This is a genomic window from Archangium sp. Cb G35 (assembly GCF_001896145.1).
GTDB classification, from domain to species: Bacteria; Myxococcota; Myxococcia; order Myxococcales; family Myxococcaceae; genus Archangium; species Archangium violaceum.
The window spans coordinates 314,842-331,709 of the sequence record NZ_MPOI01000003.1 but is presented as its reverse complement, the minus strand read 5'-3'; the positions used below and the strand labels follow the sequence as shown (position 1 = coordinate 331,709).

Sequence of the window (16,868 nt, the reverse complement as noted above, 5' to 3'; positions counted from 1 at the left end):
ACGTGGTGGGACGGCTTGCATCCGGTACATTCCCCCCTGCCAGAACCCCACAGCCGGGGTTTCTCGGCAGGGAGTTCCATGACACCACGTGTGGAAGAGACGGATGTCCTCATCGTCGGCTGCGGCCCCGTGGGGGCGCTGACGGCCAATTTCCTCGGGCTGTACGGGGTCCGCACGCTCCTCATCGAGCGCCAGCCCACCCCCCACGGCCTGCCACGTGCCATCACGTGTGACGACGAGGCCTTGCGCATCTACCAGGCCGCGGGCCTCGCCGAGCCCATGGATGCCCTCATGTACACCGTCCCCGAGGTCCAGATGACCGGGGCCAACGGTGAGCTCTTCGCCCGTGTCGTCATCCAGGGGCTCGACTTCGGCAACGGCTTCCCCGCCCTCCGCTTCTTCAGCCAGCCCTACGTCGAGGACGTCCTGCGCCAGGGCCTCTCCCGCTTCCCCCATGTCGAGCTGCGGTTCGGCCAGTCCCTCGAGGCCTACTCGCAGGACTCCCACGGCATCTCCGCCACCGTCCGCGACGCCACGGATGGCTCCGAGCGCACCGTGCGTGCCCGCTACCTGCTGGGCAGTGACGGCGGCCGCAGCACCCTGCGCCGCCTCGCCGGCATCGAGATGGTGGGCTCCACCTATGACGAGCAGATGCTCGCCATCTCGCTCCTGCTCCCCGAGCCCCCGCCGCCCATCTGCCGCATGGTGTGCGACCCCCACCGCCACATCTTCGTCGCCCGCTGCTCCGGCAACGAGATGCGCGTGGACGCCACCATCCGCCACGACGAGAAGGTCGAGGACCTGCTCCAGCCCGAGCGCCTCCGCGAGTTCATCGCCCCCTTCGTGGATCCGGATCGCGCCACCATCCTCCGCGCCGCCGCCTACGTCTTCAACCGCCGCATGGCCTCGCGCTGGCGCGATGGGCGGCTGTTCCTGCTCGGCGACGCCGCCCACCTCATGCCGCCCGTGCTCGGCCAGGGGCTGTGCTCCGGCCTGCGCGACGCCCACAACCTCTCCTGGAAGCTCGCGTCTGTGCTCCACGGCCACGCCGACGAGCGGATCCTCGACACCTACGAGCAGGAGCGCCGCCCCCACGTCGAGGCCATGCTCGACACCAGTGTCCACATGGGCCGCGTCGTGCTCACCGGCAGCCGCCCCATGGCCATGCTGCGCGACAACGTCTTCCGGGCGTTGGATCGCATCCCCCGCGCCCAGCGCTTCATCCGCAACTTCGAGTTCAAGCCCCGGCCCCTCATCTCCCGCGGCTTCATGCTCGGCGGCTCGCGGGCCCACCGTCAGGCCCCCGAGGGCACCTACTTCCCCCAGCCCCGCGTGGGCGCTCCGGGGGGCGAGGTGGTCCGGCTCGACGAGCTGCTGGGCCCTGGTTTCGCCGTGCTGGTGCATCCCGACACCCGCGAGACGGCGCGCCGCGGTGCCCAGGTGCTCGCCGACAGCATGGGTGCCCGGTGCCTGAACATCATCCCCCCGCGCTCCGGCCAGGCCCAGCCCGGTGAGGTGGTGGACACCGAGGGCAAGCTCGACGCCTGGTTCCGCGAGCACAAGGTGGAGATCGCCGTCCTCCGTCCGGATCGCTATCTCTACGGGGCCGTGCGGGGTTCGCACCTCGCTTCGCTCTCCACGGCGCTGCGGGGCTGGGTCCACGGCTCGCCGGTCGCCATGGCGCCGCCCGCCGCCGCGTCCGCCCTCAAGTCGTCGGTGGGCTGAAGGCCGGAGCCGGTCCCGAGGAATTTCCAGTGGGTCCACCCGTTGGGTGGGCTCTTCGAAGCATGTGGAGGGAGAGCGGATGCTCAGACAGAAGTTGCTCGTCACGGGGTTGGTGCTGCTGGCCGGGACGGCCGCGTGTGCCCAGGGCCGGGCCGCGGCGCCCGGGACGGCGGCCACCACCGCCGCGCAGAAGCCCGGCGCCCAGGTGCGGACGAAGACGCTGAAGAACGGGTTGAAGGTCATCGTCTGGGCGGACCCGGACAACCCCAGCGTCGCGCTCTACAACTGGTTCCGCGTGGGCAGCCGCAACGAGCGTCCCGGCATCACCGGCCTGTCCCACTTCTTCGAGCACATGATGTTCAACGGCGCGAAGAAGTACGGCCCGGGTGAGTTCGATCGCGTCATGGAGGCGCACGGCGGCCGCAACAACGCCTACACCTCCGAGGACGTCACCGTGTACCAGGACTGGTTCCCGCGCTCGGCGCTGGAGAAGATCTTCGATCTGGAGGCGGACCGGCTGCAGCACCTCGCCATCGACCCGAAGGTGGTGGAGAGCGAGCGCGGCGTCGTCTACTCGGAGCGGCGCTCCAGCGTGGACAACGACAACAACGGGTTGCTCATGGAGCAGGTGCAGGCCACCGCCTTCGTGGCCCACCCCTACCAGTTCCCCGTCATCGGCTGGCCCTCGGACATCGAGAGCTGGAAGCAGGAGGACCTGGAGCGCTACTTCCGCACCTACTACGCGCCCAACAACGCCACGCTCATCGTCGTGGGAGCGGTGACGCCCGAGGAGATCTTCTCGCTGGCGGAGAAGTACCTCGAGCCCATCCCCGCGCAGCCCGAGCCCGAGCCGGTGCGCACCCTGGAGCCGCCGCAGCAGGGCGAGCGCCGGGTGGTGGTGCGCAAGCTGGCCCAGGCGCCGCTGTTGCAGATGGCCTTCCACGGCCTCAAGGCCAGTGATGCGGACGCGCCCGCGCTCGACTTGCTGGTGCGCATCCTCACGGAGGGCGACTCCTCGCGGCTGCACCGGCGGCTGGTGGAGGAGGAGCAGGTGGCCATCAGCGTGGGCGGGTACCGGGGCGCGGGGTTCGATCCGTCGCTCACGTGGATGCTGGTGGACCTGCCTCCGGGTGGCGATCTGGGCAAGGCCGAGGCGCTGCTCGACGAGGAACTGGCGAAGGCGGTGTCCGCGGGCGTGAGTGACGCGGAGCTGCGCAAGGCGAAGAACATCGCCGTGGCGGAGTTCTGGCGCAGCCTGGAGACGAACAGCGGCCGGGCGCAGGCGCTCGGCACCTACGAGGTATTCCACGGCGACTGGCAGAAGCTCTTCAGCGCGCCGGAGCGCTACGAGGCGGTGACGCGCGAGCAGGTGCAGAAGGTGGCCGCGCGGGTGTTCGCGAGGAACAACCGCTCCGTGGGCGTGCTGGTGCCCGAGGCCGCGGCGGACGAGGCGAAGAAGGAGGCGGCGCGATGAAGGTGATGAACGGGAAGGTGGCGCTCGCGGCGCTGCTGGTGGCCTCCTCGGCGGGGGCGCAGGAGACGAAGGCCCCGGCCCCGGCGGCGCAGCAGGTGCGCAAGGACGCAGCGAAGGACGCGGTGAAGCTGCCCAAGGCCACCGTGCTGGAGCTGAAGAACGGCGCGCGGCTGCTCCTGGTGGAGAAGCACGAGGTGCCGCTGGTGTCCTTCAGCGCGAAGGTGCGCGGCGGGGCGCTCGGAGATCCGGCGGGCAAGGAGGGCGTGGCCGCGCTCGCCGCCGAGCTGCTCCAGAAGGGCGCTGGCAAGCGGGACGCCGCGCAGTTCGCCGAGGCCGTGGACAGCGTGGGCGGCGTGCTCGGGGTGGCTTCCAGCCGCGAGTCGCTGGAGATCGGCGGACAGTTCATGTCGCGCGACACCGCCCTCATGGTGGAGCTGCTCTCGGACATGCTGATGCGGCCCCGTTTCGACGCCGCCGAGCTGGACAAGATGCGCGAGCGGATGGTGTCGGAACTCGCCGCGGCGAAGGATGGAGACCTGCGCGGCCTCATCGGCACCTACTTCCAGGGCTTCCACTTCGGGACGCACCCTTACGGGCGGCCGGTGGGCGGCAGCGAGGCCACGCTGGCCACCCTCACGCGCGAGGACGTGCTGGCCTACGCGAAGGCGCACCTGGGCGGTGACCGGCTCATCCTCTCCGTGGTGGGCGACTTCGACGCGAAGAAGCTCGGGAAGCAGCTCGAGGCGGCGCTCGGCGGGTGGAATCGCGCGGGCACTCCGGTGCCGGTGGCTCCGCCCACTCAGCCCCTGAAGGGCCGGCGTGTGCTCCTGGTGGACAAGCCGGACGCCACGCAGACGTACTTCTGGGCCGGCAATACGGGCATCTCGCGCACCGACCCGGCCCGTGTGGACGTGTCGCTCGCCAATACGGTGCTCGGCGGCCGGTTTACTTCGTTGCTCAATACGGCGCTGCGTGTGAAGTCCGGGCTGACGTATGGCGCGGGTTCGGCGGTGCTTCCCGGCATCCAGCCCGGCCCCTTCGCCGTCTCCTCGTACACCAAGACGGAGTCCACCGGGCAGGCGCTGGATATGGCCCTGGACGTGCTCGCCAACTACCGCCAGCACGGCATGGACGACGCCACGCTCGCCTCCGCCAAGGAGTACCTGCTGGGCCAGTTCCCTCCCACGCTGGAGACGAGCCAGCAGATCGCCTCCCGCCTGTCCGAGCTCGCCTTCTACGGCCTCGACTCGAGCGACGTGGATGAGTTCGCCTCCAAGGTGGCCGCCGCCGACAAGGCCCGCATCCACGCCGCCATCCAGCGGGTGATGCCGGCTCAGGAGGATTTGACCGTCGTGCTCATCGGCAAGGCCTCGGCCATCCGGGAAGTGGCTCGCAAGTACGGGCCCGTGACGGAGATGAGCATCACGGACCCGTATTTCGCTCCCCGCGGGACCGCGGCGAAGGCGCGGTAGGCGCGGGTCTTCTCCACGGGTCAGGAGGACGGGGGCGAGATACCCTCACCCCCGCCCTCTCCCGAGGGGAGAGGGAGTTGCCGGTTCTCCCTCCTGGAGGGGCTGGCGGATTACTTCGGCAGCGCCGCGTAGCGGTCCATGCACTTCTTGTAACGCCTGTTCACCGACTGCGCGAACCACGCCGTGGACTTGTCCCCGCTCATCTTCGGGCTCCGGATCGTCACCGCCGGCAACTGCTCGTAGTTCGGTGTCTCTCCCGTCTGCTCCTGGTACACGCGTTTGATGGCGCTCCAGGTGTCCGTCTCCTCGAAGGCGAGCTCCTTCTCCTTCTCCACGTCCTTGCGCACCCGCCGCTCGCTCACGTCCTCCGGCACGTACCGCTCCCGGAACGCCAGAATCGCCTTCAGCGAGTTGCTGTCCTCGTCCACCGGCTCGCCCTGCTTGTCGTAGGCCAGCAGGTCTCCATCCGTCACCAGCTTGATGCCTGTGAGCCGGCTCACCTGTGACTGCACCGCCGCGTTGCGCGAGGCGTAGTAGCCCGCGTTGTAGTCCGCGAAGCGGTAGAGCGGCTCGCTGTAGTGGGCCTCGTAGCCCAGCAGCCGCGCCGTGCCGTAGTACACCCCGCCGCTGCGCGTGTAGAGCTCCTCGCGCACCCGCTGCAGCGCGCGGTCGTCACCTCCCGCCAGCTCCTCCGCGAAGCGCACGCTCACCTGCATGGAGCCCGCCGTGGTGATGGGGTTGAGATCCTCCAGCCGCGTGGACTTGAAGAGGCTGCTCGCCATCTGCGCCGCGAAGTACGTCTTCGGGTACTCCGTCTCGTAGTACTCCAGCAGCTCGCGGAAGACGCGATCCAGGTCCCGCTCCGTCTTCACCTGCGCGAGCCGCTGCTCGAAGTTCTGCGAGTAGCCCGGTGCCTTGCCCTCCAGCAGCCCCTTCACCGCCGGCGGCCCCAGCGGGCCCAGCTTGTCCGCGTAGGCGTCCAGCTTCTCCCGGACGATGCGTGACAGGCCCGGCACCGCCGGGTTGGCCTCGAAGCCGGACTCCTGCTCGATGACGGCCAGCACCGAGCACACCGCCTCCGCCGAGGGGTACAGCCGGTGCGCCTCCAGCGCCGCCAGCACGTCCTCCGCCCAGCCCTCCCGTTCCTTCTCTCCCGGTGGCACCAGCTGCGCCGCCTGCTCCACGGTGACGCGCGGGGGCAGCGGCACCTCGGGCCGGGTGTGCCGGGGCGCACAGGCCGCCAGCGCCGCCAGCCCGCACGCGACCAGCACGTTGCGGCCCACGTGAAAAAATCGCGCACCGTTCCATGTCTCCGGGGAGGAGACAAGGGGGACGGAGGTAACGTTTACAGCCCTCGCAACAGAAAAATTCCTGAAAACCATCACAGCCTCTTGTTCACGGCTTAGTTCGGAGTTCAAGTGAACGGTCTCTTCTACCGAGGAGTATTGCTTTGGCTCATCGACTGATGCGGACCCTGTGTGTGGCATGGCTGGGTGCGAGCCTCGCCGCTTGCGGTTCGACTGTGGACGTGAACGAGGAGGCGGTGAAGGCGGGGGAGAAGGACGTGGACATCCAGGCGGCGCTGGCGCGTTTCAAGGACGCGCGCGTCGTGGGCAGCGAGGCCGGCGTTCCGTACGCGGTGACGGGTCAGCTGGGCCGGCTGTCGCCCGCGGGCAGCGTAGGCGAGCTGCGCGCCAAGGACGAGCTGCGTGAGGCGGTGGTGGAGCTCGCGCCGGTGTTCCGCGTGAGCGGCGAGGACCTGGTGTTCAAGCGCTCCACCGTGGACGAGCAGGGCCACCGCCACCTGCGTTTCCAGCAGACGCTCAACGGCCTGCGCGTGGTGGGCGGTGAGCTCGTCATGCACGCGGATGGCGCGGGCAACATCTACGCGATCAACGGCTCGCTCCGGCCGGGTGAGCAGCTGTCCGCCGCGGCGCGCGTGGCTCCCGAGGCCGCGCTGCGTGCCGCCGTGGCCGGCTCCTCCGCGCGGGGTGCTTCCTCCCAGGGCGAGGCGAAGCTCGTCTACGTGCGCGCCGAGGGCAGCTCCGAGCTGCGCCTGGCCTACGAGGTGTCCGTGAAGGGCGAGCGTCAGGGCATGCCCGCCAACGACCTCGTCTACGTGGACGCGCAGCGCGGCGGCGTCCTCCTGGAGAACCCGCTCATCCACACGGCGCTCAACCGCCGGGTGTACTCGGCCAACAATGGCTCCACCACGCCGGGCACGCTCAAGCGCAGCGAGGGCCAGGCGGCCATTGGTGACGCGCATGTCGACATCAACTACGACATGCTGGGCGTCACCTACAACTGCTACAAGACGCTCTTCAACCGCGACTCGTACGACAACGCGGGCGCCACGCTCATCAGCACCGTCCACTACGGCAGCAACTACGTGAACGCCTACTGGGACGGCACCCAGATGGTGTACGGCGATGGCAACAACTCGGATTCCATCGAGCTGGGCAAGGACCTGGACGTCACCGTCCACGAGCTGACCCACGCCGTGACGGACTCCGAGTCCGATCTCATCTACTCGGGTGAGTCCGGTGGCCTCAACGAGTCCATGTCCGACATCTTCGCCGGCGTGTGCGAGAGCTGGAACCGCAGCTGGGCCGTGGACGCGGACGTCTTCAAGATTGGCGAGGACATCTGGACGCCCGGCACCGCGGGTGACGCGCTCCGCTACATGGATGACCCGGCCAGGGATGGCGTGTCGCTCGACTTCTACGGCGACTACTCCGCGGGCGTGGACGTGCACTACAGCTCGGGCATCAGCAACCTGGTGTTCTCGCTGCTGAGCAAGGGCGGCGTGCACCCGCGCGGCAAGTCCACCAACTCCGTGCCGGCGATTGGCCCGGAGAAGGCCGGCCGCATCTTCTACAAGGCCAACACGGACCTCTTCACGGCCAGCACCACCTTCGAGCAGGCCAAGACGTACACCATCCAGGCCGCCGATTCGCTCTACGGCGCGGGCTCGGCCGAGTCCCTGGCGGTGAACGAGGCCTGGAAGGCCGTGGGCGTGCCGCCTCCGCCGCCCGTGATCGATCCGCTGACCAACGGCGTGTCGGTGACCGGCATCTCCGGTGGCAAGAAGTACTACTCGCTGCAGGTGCCCGCCGGCCAGGCGAACCTCGTGTTCGACATCAGCGGTGGCACGGGTGACGCGGACATGCACGTGAGGTTCGGCGCGCTGCCGACCACCAGCTCCTACGACTGCCGTCCGTACGCGGGTGGCAACACGGAGAACTGCGCCTTCACCAACCCGGCCGCGGGCACCTGGTACGTGTTCCTGAACCCCTACTCGGCGTTCTCGGGTGTCACCCTCAAGGGCACGTACAGCGGTACTGGCGGTGGCGGTGGCACGCCGGTGACCCTCACCATCAACGACAGCGTGAACTCGGGCGCGGCGGACAACTTCGGTCCGTACAGCGTGGTGGCGGGCACCAAGTTCAAGGTGGTGATGTCGGGCTCGGGTGACCCGGACCTCTACGTCCGCTTCGGCGCGGCGCCCACGACGACCACCTACAACTGCCGTCCGTACACCTCCAACGCCTCCGAGACGTGCGACCTGACGGTGCCCGCGGGCCAGAGCAGCGCCTACGTCATGGTGCGCGGCTACACCTCGTCCACGTACTCGCTGAACATCAGCTACACCCGGCCGTAGTCCGGGTGGGCAGGATGGATTGACGGGCGGGCGGCTCTCCTCGTGGGGGCCGCCCGTCGTCTTTTATGCGGAGCGCTCAACGCCGCAGCAGGATGTCCCGCGCGAGGCTCTCGCCTCCGCCCACTAGGTCGAACGAGGCGCGCACGGGCGTGCCCTCGGTGATGGTCCGCAGCGGGATGTGGCGGCCCCGGTGAAGGCCACGGCTGCGGCCGTCGATGCGCAGCTCGTAGACGTTGCCCTCGTCGTCGCTCACCTCGATGGTGCCGGGGCGCACGCGCTTCACCCGGCCATCCACGGTGCCGCTGGCGATGGTGACCTCCTCGGCGGGCTCGGTGGCGGAGATGCTCGCGTTGCCGGCACGTGCCGCCTCGGCGGCTTCCAGGAAGCCGATACGGTCCTCATCCGGAATGCCGGGGCGGGCGGGTTGGCCTCCCGGCCGCTCCCTGGATTCGGAGTCTGTCTCCAGAATCCGCGAGGGGGGCGCATCCGCGTCCGCTCCGCTCGCGAGGTGCTCTTCCGCCGCTCCGGTCCGTTCGGCTTCGGTGTCAGGGGCCGCCAGCTCTGGCAGCTCGACGACGTCGATGGTCTGGACGGGGGCGGATGGGGCTGGAGCCTCGGTGGCCACCGCGACCTTCGTGACTTCCGTTGTCGGCTCCGGCTTCCGGCATCCCGTCCAACAGAGGACACACCCGCCGAGCAACGCCCACTTCATCCATTTCGCCATCCCACGCCCCCCTCACCCTCAGCCCCGGGGAAGGTGGTGAGCGGGCGTGAGCACGGCAAGCGCTCCGTCCCCGTCCCATGTGGGAGAGCAAGCAAGCCACCATGCGCTCGATTTCCCCTCTCCCCTCGGGAGAGGGTCAGGGTGAGGGTATGTCGCTCCCCGGGTTCCCCCCGCGCGGCCCGCGCCACCGTTCCATCAACTCGCGAGCACTGCCACCCCGCTCGAGCCGTGCGTCCACCACCGACAGGTCTGGCGCCAACTCCAGGACGAACGCGAGTGTCGGCTCGCCGCGCAGGTGGTAGCGCAGGTCTCCGATCCGCACCACGGTGCGCCCCTGTTCGCCGGAGGCCGAGGAGATGACGGGGAAGCGGGCCCAGGCGAGCGCCTCGTGCACGGTGGGTACGGCGCGCACGGAGGCGGGGAGGGACTCCACCGAGGGCCGGGGCAGGCGGCGCTCCTCGCGCGGGGACTCAGCGAGGGACACGGAGCCGGCCACGTACTCGGAGGGGAGCACGGCCACGTAGCGCCAGGTGGTGAGGGAGAACCACGCGGGGAATACCTGGACCCGCTCCGCCGAGGGCCAGGCCTCGCGCACGCGGGACGTCAGCGTGGCCTGGAGGACGCCGCGCAGGCCCACGTACGCGGCCGAGCACGCGAGCCCCACGAGCAGGGCGCGCCGCCACCGTGCCCGCTGGCGCCAGGCCCACACCGCGCCGATGAGCAGCGGAAGGGTGACGAGCGGATCCACCACCATGGTCCAGTCGAGCGTGAGGCGCCGGTCGGAGAAGGGGAGGAGGATGCGGGTGCCCCAACCGGTCCACAGGTCGGGCAGCAGGTGTGCCCCGCAGAGCGCGAGCAGGCTGGAGAGGTAGACGGGGAGGAAGCGGGCGCGGCGGAAGACGAGCAGGGCGAGCCCGGTGGCGGCGAGCGCCACGACGGGGGCGAAGGCGAGTGCGTGGGACAGGCCGCGGTGGGCGCGCAGGGCGTGATCGACGGAGTTGGCGGCGGGCAGGAGGGTGTCGAGGTCGGGCAGCTCGGCGGCGAGGACGGAGCCGAGGAGCACGGCCTTGTCGGTGGGGGAGAGGGGCGAGCCGGCGGGGGACTCGGGCCGGCGCAGTGCGCCGAGGGCCAGGCCCAGCAAGCCGTGGGTGAGGTTGTCCATGCCGTTACGCTCCCAGGGCGTGGGCCACGGCGCTCACGTGCGAGCGGACGAGCTCCCGGGCGCGGGTGAGCTCCTCCAGGTGCGTGGGCACATAGCCGAGGCACAGCACCACCTCGTCCTCAGGAGCGGCGCGCGCGCCCAGTGCGGCGTAGTCGAGCGTGCGCGAGAGTGGCTCGCCCTCGGTGTCCGGGGTGAAGCGGCCGAACACGGCGGCGTGGGTGCCCCGGCCGGGCGCGGTTTCCTTCAGGGCGAAGAGCTGGCGCACGGCCTCGAGCGTCTCCGGGCGGGCGGCGAGCACCTCGGGGTCCACGGGTCCCGCCAGCTCCCACTCGAGCAGACGCAGGCAGCCGCGGACGAACTCCACGTCGGTGATGACGAGCCCATACAGGTACCAGTCCGCGCACGCCGCGTGGACGAGCCGGGCCTGCGCGTCCGAGAGCCAGGTGAAGGAGGGGCAGGTGAAGGTTTCACAGATGTCGGCGCGGTAGACGCCGCAGTCGCGCAGGTCCGCGCCGCCCGTCACCTTCGGGTGGCCGAGGCAGCCCACCCGCGTGCGCTCCGTGTCGAGGAAGCCCAGCAGCGGGCAGACGCGCACGGCGGGAAAGAGGGGAGGCGTGGCGCGACGGGTCTCGAGCAGGGCCCGGGCCGCGGCCTGGTAGGCCCCGGGTTCCTTGGGCAATGGGGCGAAGGTGTCGGTCTGTGTGGCGAGACGCTCGGTGAGCGTGGCGCGCGAGTGGTCGCGGAAGTTGTAGAGGCCGCAGCAGGCGCCGCACGAGGCGCCACGGCCGGGCTGGCACAGGTGGAAGGAGACGGACACGGTTCCTCGGGAGGCTAATCCCCTTCAGGGAAATGATCGAAGGGGCTCCATGCTCCCTCTCCCCCCGGGAGAGGGTTGGGGTGAGGGTATCCGAGCCCGTTCTCCCAACCCGTGGCCCTCAGTGTGGACAGGGGATTCAACCCGGGACCCTGGCACCCTCACCCCGTCCCTCTCCCGAAGGGAGAGGGGAAATTGTCGCGGACCTACTTGAAGAGGTAGAGCCTCACCCTCTTCTCAGAACCATTCGGGCTTCATCCGCGTGTACGAGTCCTCCCCCGAGCGGCACAGCGCCACCAGGTGCGTCACCCGCGGCAACTCCGTGTTCAGCCAGTACTGCGCCGCCGCCAGCTTCCCCTCGTAGAAGTCGCGGCCCTCGCCTCCGCGCGCCAGGCCCTCGCGCGCCGCCGCCGCCTGCGCCAGCCATCGCCACGACACCGCCAGCACCGAGAACAACTCCATGTAGTCCGCGCTGTGGCGCAGCATCCGCTCCACCTCGCCCGCCATCCCCGCCGCGCCCAGCTCCATCGTCAGCTCCACCACTTCCTGCAACGCCCGGTTCAGCGCCTCGCCCCACGCCGGCTCCACGCCCGCCTTCCGCGCCCGCTCCACCGTTGCCCCCACCTCCTCCGTGAAGGCCCTCATCGCCTCGCCCCCGGCCGCCATCACCTTGCGCCCCAGCAGGTCCAACCCCTGGATGCCCGTGGTGCCCTCGTGGATGCTGTTGAGCTTCTGGTCCCGCAGGTATGCCTCGGGTAGGTACTCGCTCGAGTAGCCGTAGCCCCCATGCACCTGCACCGCCAGCGCGTTGGCCTCGAAGCCCTTCTCCGCGGGGAACGTCTTCGCCAGCGGCGTGAGCAGATCCAACAGCAGCCCCGCGCGCCGGCGCTCCTCCTCCGTCTTCCCGTGCGCCGCCACGTCCGCGTGCCACGAGGCCACCGCCAGCAGCGACAGGCCGCCTTCGACAATCGCCTTCTGCCGCAGCAGCATCCGCCGCACGTCCGCGTGCTCGATGATGGGGCGCTGCGGCCGCGCCGCGTCCTTCTCCCACGCGGGGCGCCCCTGCGGCCGGTTCTGCGCGTACGCCAGCGCCTCGTGGTACGCCACCGAGGCCGTCGCCACGCCGTTGAGGCCCACCATGATGCGCGCCTCGTTCATCATCTGGAACATGTGCGCCAGGCCCTTGCCCTCCTCGCCCACCAGCCACCCGCGGCAGTCCCCGCCCTCGCCGTAGTTGAGCGCCAGGCTCGGCAGCCCCTTCCAGCCAATCTTGTGGATGGCCCCCGCCACCCGCACGTCGTTGTCCACCAGCCGCCCGTCCTCGGGCCGGCGCGCGGGCACCGCGAGGAGCGACAGGCCCCGCGTCCCCGCCGGGGCGCCGTCGATGCGTGCCAGCGTGAGGTGCACCACGTTCTCCGTGAAGTCCTGGTCCCCACCGCTGATGAAGATCTTCGAGCCCGTGATGCGGTACGTCCCGTCCCCCACCGGCGTGGCCCGCGTCTTCACGTCCGCCAGGCTGCTGCCCGCCTGCGGCTCGGTGAGCGCCATGGTGCCCGTCCACTCGCCCCGGTACATCCGCGACATGAACTCGTCCTTCAGCCACGGGCTGCCGAAGGCCTGGATGAGGTGCGCCGCGCCGGTCGTCAGCCCGATGAAGCCATACGCACTCAGGTTGGCCGCCATCAGGTACGCCGAGGCCAGCGAGTACACCGTGATGGGCAACTGCTGGCCTCCCGCCTCCACCGGGTGCGTGGCCGACAGCAGGCCCAGCTCCACCAGTTGCGGGTACAGCTTGCGCATCAGCGGGTGCACGTGGATGCGCCCGTCCCGGAACGAGGGCGGCTCGGTGTCCATCAGCCGGTACGTGGGGAGGAGCACGTCCCTCGCGAAGCGGCGCGTGCTGTCCATGAAGAGCGTGAACGTCTCGCGCGAGTGGTCCGCGAAGGCCGGGAGCTGGCAGATCGATTCCGTGTCCAGCACCTCGTAGAGCTGGAAGTCCACGTCACGGTCGGAGAGCAGCGGATTCGAGGCGGGGGCGGTCATGGGGCGTGTGTTATCTCATGGCCAGGGATTTGCTTGGAGTCTGTCGGGCAATGAATCTCCGGACGTTTCCTCCCCAGGTCGAGCAGCTCGCGCGCCAGTGGCGTGGTGAGGTCCTGACGTCTTCAATCTGGACCCAGGTGGGAGACGTCATCGAGCACTTCGAGTCCGAGCCGTTCTTCGTGCGTTCCTCGGAGGGAGCGGCTGGACTCGCCAAGCCCGGGACCGTGGAGCCTCCGGTCCATCAGCTTCCGAGGGCCGCGCACGAGAAGATCGCGGCGGATCTCGCGTTCGACCTGGGGCTTCCCGTCCCACCGGTCCTCCTGTGGTCGCGCTCCGGAGCGGGGCCGAAGCAGCAGCGGTATGCGTCCATCTCCGCGCTGGCCTTCCCAAGAGCCAACCCCTGGGCGATGGCCGCCGGGCTGTCTTCACGCCTCCTCCCCCGGCTGGCGGCCGTGGCTTCCGCGATGGCCGTCTTCGACTCCTGGGTGGCGAACGCGGATCGGCAGAACGATGGCAACCTGCTGGTGAGTGAGGATGACTCCGCCAGTCCTCCGGTGCTGCGGGTGGCATACCTGGATTTCGCCAACTCGCTCGCGTACCGCTGGGGAAAGGGTGAGCGGTGGTGGAAGCTGGAGGAGGGGGTTGCCTGCTATCCGGACGGAGTGCCGTTGGATGTGCGGAGCATGGGGTTGGCCATTGGCGAGATTGAACGGTTCCCGCCCGCGACGCTGCGTGAAATCGTGAATAGAATTCCTGGTAGCTTCCTGTCGGAGCAGCATCGGACCGCCATCCGCGAGGGACTGTCGTACCGTCAGTCCAGGATTCGCGGCATCATGGCCAGCATGTACCCGGGTATCCCATGAGCCTGGACAAGGTGTGGCTCTCGTTCGTCGATTACCGTCCCGACCCGGCTACTCCGGAGAAGGACCGGATTGCCCTGGGGTGCATCCTCGAGGCTCGTGCTGGAAGGGGATGGTTGTTGTCGCTGGCGGGCCGTGCGTCACTGACCGAACCCGAGCTCATGACCATGGACCGTATCGGTCGAGAGACCCTCGTCCATCCCGCGGACTTCTTGAAGCAACAGCTCCGTGAGGTTTTCGAGCGAGCAAGGGGCGTCCTGTCCTTCGAGCAGGGGGGTGCATCGCGCCAACTGGCTCAGGTGCACCGCTGGTCGTTCTACGTGATGCCTCCCCGGTTGATCCGTATCGAACGCCACCTCTCGCAGAACAACACGCAGGCGCTCTATTCAGCCACCGAGCAACTCTTCATCGCGCGCATGCTGGGGCGGGATGTATCGCTGGACAGGACGCTGCGAGCGAAGCAGATCATCCCGGAGGATTGGCGCGCCCAGGTTCCCCCTGCCTGGCAGATTGCTCAAAGCTCACTCTCGGCTCCCATGGAACCGCGAGCACAGCGTTGATGCACGCGCCTCACCAGCGGTGTGCCAGGCCCGCTCCCGCGTACACCGACAGTGGCGGCGCTGGCTCGAAGTAGCGCCCCCGGCTCGCGTTCACCCGCACGTTGTCGCTGTAGCGCGCCGACAGCAGGTTCTGGATGCCCAGGAACGGGCTCACCTCGAACATCCCCATCGTGAAGCGGTGGCCCACCCTCGCATTCACCACCCAGGAAGTGTGCTCGCGCACCGTGTTCGCGTCGTCCGCGTACAGCCCTCCCGCGCTGAACACCTCCACCGCCGCACGCGCCCCGCTCGCGTGCTGGTACACCGCCTCCGCGCTCACCTGGTTCGCCGGTATCCCCGGCACCTGCTTGCCCCTCAGCTGCTGGCCCTGTGACACGTAGTCCCGGAACGTCGCCTGCAACGCGTTGTAGGCCGCCCTCACCCTCAACTCCTCCGTCACCTTCGCCTCCAGCGCCACCTCCGCCCCCATGTGCCTCGAGCGCCCCGTGTTGCGGAAGTACGCTCGCGCCCGCTCGTCCTCGAAGCGCACCAGCCCGTCCTGGATCCACACCGCGAACAGCGCCACGTCGTAACGCAGCCGGCCCCACAGCAACCCTCGCGCCCCCAGCTCCACCCCGTTCGAGCGCTGGGGTTTCAAGTCCCTCGACAACCCGCCGCCCGTCCCCGCCGGCACCGCCAGCTCCGTCGTCGTCGGCGCCTCGAAGGACTGCGTGGCGCTCGCGAACACCGACACCTCCGCCCTCGGCGCCCAGATGAGCCCCAGCCGCCCCGTGGGCTGCTGGAACGTCCGCGCCCCCGTCCCGTCCCCGTCCTCCTTCAGGAAGTCGTCCACCGTGTAGCGCGACACGTCGTACCGCGCCCCCGCCACCAGCGTCAGGCGCTCGCGCAGCTCCCATTCCTCCTGAGCGAAGACGCCCAGCCCCAGCACGCCCTCGTCCTGGTCCAGCTGCAACACGTTGCCCGGCTGGCCTTCCGTGTTGTCGAAGTTCTTCCGCCGGTCCGCCTGCGACTGCACCTCCGCTCCCACCGTGAAACGGCTGCGCAGCCCGAGCAGCGGCGCCCGGTTCCCGTAGCGCACCGATACCCCGTTGAACGCCCGGTCGAACGCCACCACCGTCTGCGGCAGCGCGTTCTGGAAGCGCCGCAACGCCAGGAAGCCACTCGCCTCCACCTCGTGCGCCTCGCCCAGACGGCGGCGGTACGTCAGCCCCAGCCGCCCCTGTCGCACCGACTCGCCCGCCCGGTATTGCGCGTTGAGCGGCGAGGCCTGTTGGGGGTCATCTTCCACCTCCGTCCGCGTCAGCCCTCCCGCGTCCCCCGCCTCCGGCGCGTCCACCAGCGACAGCACCGCCTTCCATTCCGAGCTCCCGTCCGGCGTCCAGCCCACCTTGCCGTTCAGCAGCACCTGCTCCGTGCCCGACAGACTCCGCCACCCCTGCTGCGCCAGCCGCGACGCGCCCACCATCCAGCGCACGTCCCCGCTCTTCCCCCCGCCCTTCACGTTCAGCTTCCACAGCCCGTTGTCCCCGTTCACCGTCCGCGCCTCCACGAAGGGCCGGTCCGGGCCTTCCTCCGTGGTGATGCTCACCACCCCGCCCGCCGCGTTCCCGTACAGCGACGAGGACAGTCCCCGCAGCACCTCCACGCGCTCCGCCGAGCCCATGTCCAGGCTGTCCACGTTGCTCTGCCCGTCCGGCAGCGTCTCCGGAAAGCCGTCCACCAGCACCGTGATGCCCCGGATGCCGAACGCCGAACGCGCGCCGAATCCCCGGATGGACAGCCGCAGGTCCTGCGCGGCGTTGTTGCGGCTCTGCGTCACCAGCCCCGGCACCCCCACCAGCGACTCGTGGAGGCCCAGCGTGGCTCGGCCCTCCTGGATGTCCTCCCGCTCCACCACGCTCACCGCCGCCGGTGTGCGGCTCAGCGGCGTGGGGACTTTCGGCGCCACCACCGTCGTCTCCCCGGGGGCCGTTTGGGCCAGGGCGGCCGAGAGCACTGCGCAGGGGACCAGCCAGGACATGTCGTTATCGCTCCACCTGCACGCCTTTCCAGAAGGCGATGTGTCCCCGGATGTTGTGCGCCGCGTCCTTCGGCTCGGGGTAGTACCAGGCCGCGTCCTTGTTCACCTTCCCGTCTACCTCCACGTCGTAGTAGCTCGCCACCCCCTTCCACGGGCACGTGGTGTGCGTCGTGCTGTCCTTCAGCACCTCTCGATTCACCGCCTCCCGCGGAAAGTAGATGTTGCCCTCCACCACCTCGTACGTGTTGCTCTCGGCAATCACCGCTCCGTTCCACATCGCCCTGGCCATGGTCGCCTCCTTATGTCGGCCTTCCCCGCATCTGTGCCTCGCGCCCGGCCGCGACGCCATGTGC

13 protein-coding genes are annotated in these 16,868 nt (G+C 69.6%); 6 read left to right on the top strand and 7 right to left on the bottom strand.

Annotated elements, in window-relative coordinates:
• Nucleotides 1-78: 78 nt before the first annotated feature.
• The 3 genes from BO221_RS11905 (at nucleotide 79) to BO221_RS11895 (ending at nucleotide 4,671) form a co-directional block, all read left to right on the top strand.
• Complete coding sequence (locus tag BO221_RS11905) at nucleotides 79-1,725, top strand: bifunctional 3-(3-hydroxy-phenyl)propionate/3-hydroxycinnamic acid hydroxylase (RefSeq protein WP_073560536.1); 1,647 nt, start codon at nucleotides 79-81, stop codon at nucleotides 1,723-1,725.
• Nucleotides 1,726-1,804: 79 nt separating this feature from the next.
• Nucleotides 1,805-3,199 (top strand): pitrilysin family protein, encoded by a 1,395-nt coding sequence (locus tag BO221_RS11900; protein WP_073560535.1) that lies wholly within the window; start codon nucleotides 1,805-1,807, stop codon nucleotides 3,197-3,199.
• The gene (locus tag BO221_RS11895; protein WP_073560534.1) at nucleotides 3,196-4,671 is read left to right on the top strand and encodes a pitrilysin family protein; all 1,476 of its coding nucleotides are present in this window, start codon (nucleotides 3,196-3,198) and stop codon (nucleotides 4,669-4,671) included. The genes BO221_RS11900 and BO221_RS11895 overlap by 4 nt, the downstream gene beginning before the upstream one ends.
• Nucleotides 4,672-4,781: 110 nt before the next feature.
• Here BO221_RS11895 and BO221_RS11890 read toward each other — a convergent pair whose 3' ends face one another.
• Nucleotides 4,782-5,954 carry a DUF1615 family protein gene (locus tag BO221_RS11890; RefSeq protein ID WP_073560533.1) on the bottom strand — a complete coding sequence of 391 codons (1,173 nt, stop codon included), beginning with the start codon at nucleotides 5,952-5,954 and terminating at the stop codon, nucleotides 4,782-4,784.
• 182 nt (nucleotides 5,955-6,136) lie between these two features.
• On the opposite strand from BO221_RS11890, the gene BO221_RS11885 reads away from it, so the two are divergent.
• Nucleotides 6,137-8,332 (top strand): M4 family metallopeptidase, encoded by a 2,196-nt coding sequence (locus BO221_RS11885; protein WP_083680968.1) that lies wholly within the window; start codon nucleotides 6,137-6,139, stop codon nucleotides 8,330-8,332.
• A gap of 76 nt (nucleotides 8,333-8,408) precedes the next feature.
• On the opposite strand, the gene BO221_RS11880 is transcribed toward BO221_RS11885, so the two are convergent.
• The 4 genes from BO221_RS11880 to BO221_RS11865 all read right to left on the bottom strand — a co-directional run bounded on the left by BO221_RS11880 (nucleotide 8,409) and on the right by BO221_RS11865 (nucleotide 13,075).
• Complete coding sequence (locus BO221_RS11880) at nucleotides 8,409-9,056, bottom strand: hypothetical protein (protein WP_073560532.1); 648 nt, start codon at nucleotides 9,054-9,056, stop codon at nucleotides 8,409-8,411.
• A 136-nt stretch (nucleotides 9,057-9,192) separates the two neighbouring features.
• Nucleotides 9,193-10,218, bottom strand: coding sequence for a metal-dependent hydrolase (locus BO221_RS11875; RefSeq protein WP_073560531.1), 1,026 nt, complete (start codon nucleotides 10,216-10,218; stop codon nucleotides 9,193-9,195).
• A 4-nt stretch (nucleotides 10,219-10,222) separates the two neighbouring features.
• Nucleotides 10,223-11,035, bottom strand: a complete 813-nt coding sequence (locus tag BO221_RS11870) for a hypothetical protein (RefSeq protein WP_073560530.1) — start codon at nucleotides 11,033-11,035, stop codon at nucleotides 10,223-10,225.
• A 234-nt stretch (nucleotides 11,036-11,269) separates the two neighbouring features.
• Nucleotides 11,270-13,075 (bottom strand): acyl-CoA dehydrogenase, encoded by a 1,806-nt coding sequence (locus BO221_RS11865; RefSeq protein ID WP_073560529.1) that lies wholly within the window; start codon nucleotides 13,073-13,075, stop codon nucleotides 11,270-11,272.
• Between the two features lie 50 nt (nucleotides 13,076-13,125).
• Here BO221_RS11865 and BO221_RS11860 point away from each other — a divergent pair, with 50 nt between their 5' ends.
• Both BO221_RS11860 and BO221_RS11855 read left to right on the top strand, forming a co-directional pair.
• A complete protein-coding gene (locus BO221_RS11860; protein WP_073560528.1) occupies nucleotides 13,126-13,938 on the top strand; it encodes a hypothetical protein in 813 nt (270 codons plus the stop codon).
• A complete protein-coding gene (locus BO221_RS11855; RefSeq protein WP_073560527.1) occupies nucleotides 13,935-14,495 on the top strand; it encodes a hypothetical protein in 561 nt (186 codons plus the stop codon). Before BO221_RS11860 ends, BO221_RS11855 begins: the two co-directional genes overlap by 4 nt.
• A gap of 10 nt (nucleotides 14,496-14,505) precedes the next feature.
• Here BO221_RS11855 and BO221_RS11850 read toward each other — a convergent pair whose 3' ends face one another.
• Nucleotides 14,506-16,515 carry a TonB-dependent receptor gene (locus tag BO221_RS11850; RefSeq protein WP_073560526.1) on the bottom strand — a complete coding sequence of 670 codons (2,010 nt, stop codon included), beginning with the start codon at nucleotides 16,513-16,515 and terminating at the stop codon, nucleotides 14,506-14,508.
• 4 nt (nucleotides 16,516-16,519) lie between these two features.
• Nucleotides 16,520-16,804, bottom strand: a complete 285-nt coding sequence (locus BO221_RS11845; protein ID WP_073560525.1) for a DUF427 domain-containing protein — start codon at nucleotides 16,802-16,804, stop codon at nucleotides 16,520-16,522.
• Nucleotides 16,805-16,868: the final 64 nt, after the last annotated feature.

Excerpts from the sequence above, each read along its gene's own strand:
- BO221_RS11905 (WP_073560536.1), top strand. The coding sequence starts at position 79 with ATGACACCACGTGTGGAAGAGACGGATGTCCTCATCGTCGGCTGCGGC.
- BO221_RS11900 (WP_073560535.1), top strand. The coding sequence starts at position 1,805 with ATGCTCAGACAGAAGTTGCTCGTCACGGGGTTGGTGCTGCTGGCCGGG.
- BO221_RS11895 (WP_073560534.1), top strand. The coding sequence starts at position 3,196 with ATGAAGGTGATGAACGGGAAGGTGGCGCTCGCGGCGCTGCTGGTGGCC.
- BO221_RS11885 (WP_083680968.1), top strand. The coding sequence starts at position 6,137 with ATGCGGACCCTGTGTGTGGCATGGCTGGGTGCGAGCCTCGCCGCTTGC.
- BO221_RS11880 (WP_073560532.1), bottom strand. The coding sequence starts at position 9,056 with ATGGCGAAATGGATGAAGTGGGCGTTGCTCGGCGGGTGTGTCCTCTGT.
- BO221_RS11875 (WP_073560531.1), bottom strand. The coding sequence starts at position 10,218 with ATGGACAACCTCACCCACGGCTTGCTGGGCCTGGCCCTCGGCGCACTG.
- BO221_RS11865 (WP_073560529.1), bottom strand. The coding sequence starts at position 13,075 with ATGACCGCCCCCGCCTCGAATCCGCTGCTCTCCGACCGTGACGTGGAC.
- BO221_RS11860 (WP_073560528.1), top strand. The coding sequence starts at position 13,126 with ATGAATCTCCGGACGTTTCCTCCCCAGGTCGAGCAGCTCGCGCGCCAG.
- BO221_RS11855 (WP_073560527.1), top strand. The coding sequence starts at position 13,935 with ATGAGCCTGGACAAGGTGTGGCTCTCGTTCGTCGATTACCGTCCCGAC.
- BO221_RS11850 (WP_073560526.1), bottom strand. The coding sequence starts at position 16,515 with ATGTCCTGGCTGGTCCCCTGCGCAGTGCTCTCGGCCGCCCTGGCCCAA.
- BO221_RS11845 (WP_073560525.1), bottom strand. The coding sequence starts at position 16,804 with ATGGCCAGGGCGATGTGGAACGGAGCGGTGATTGCCGAGAGCAACACG.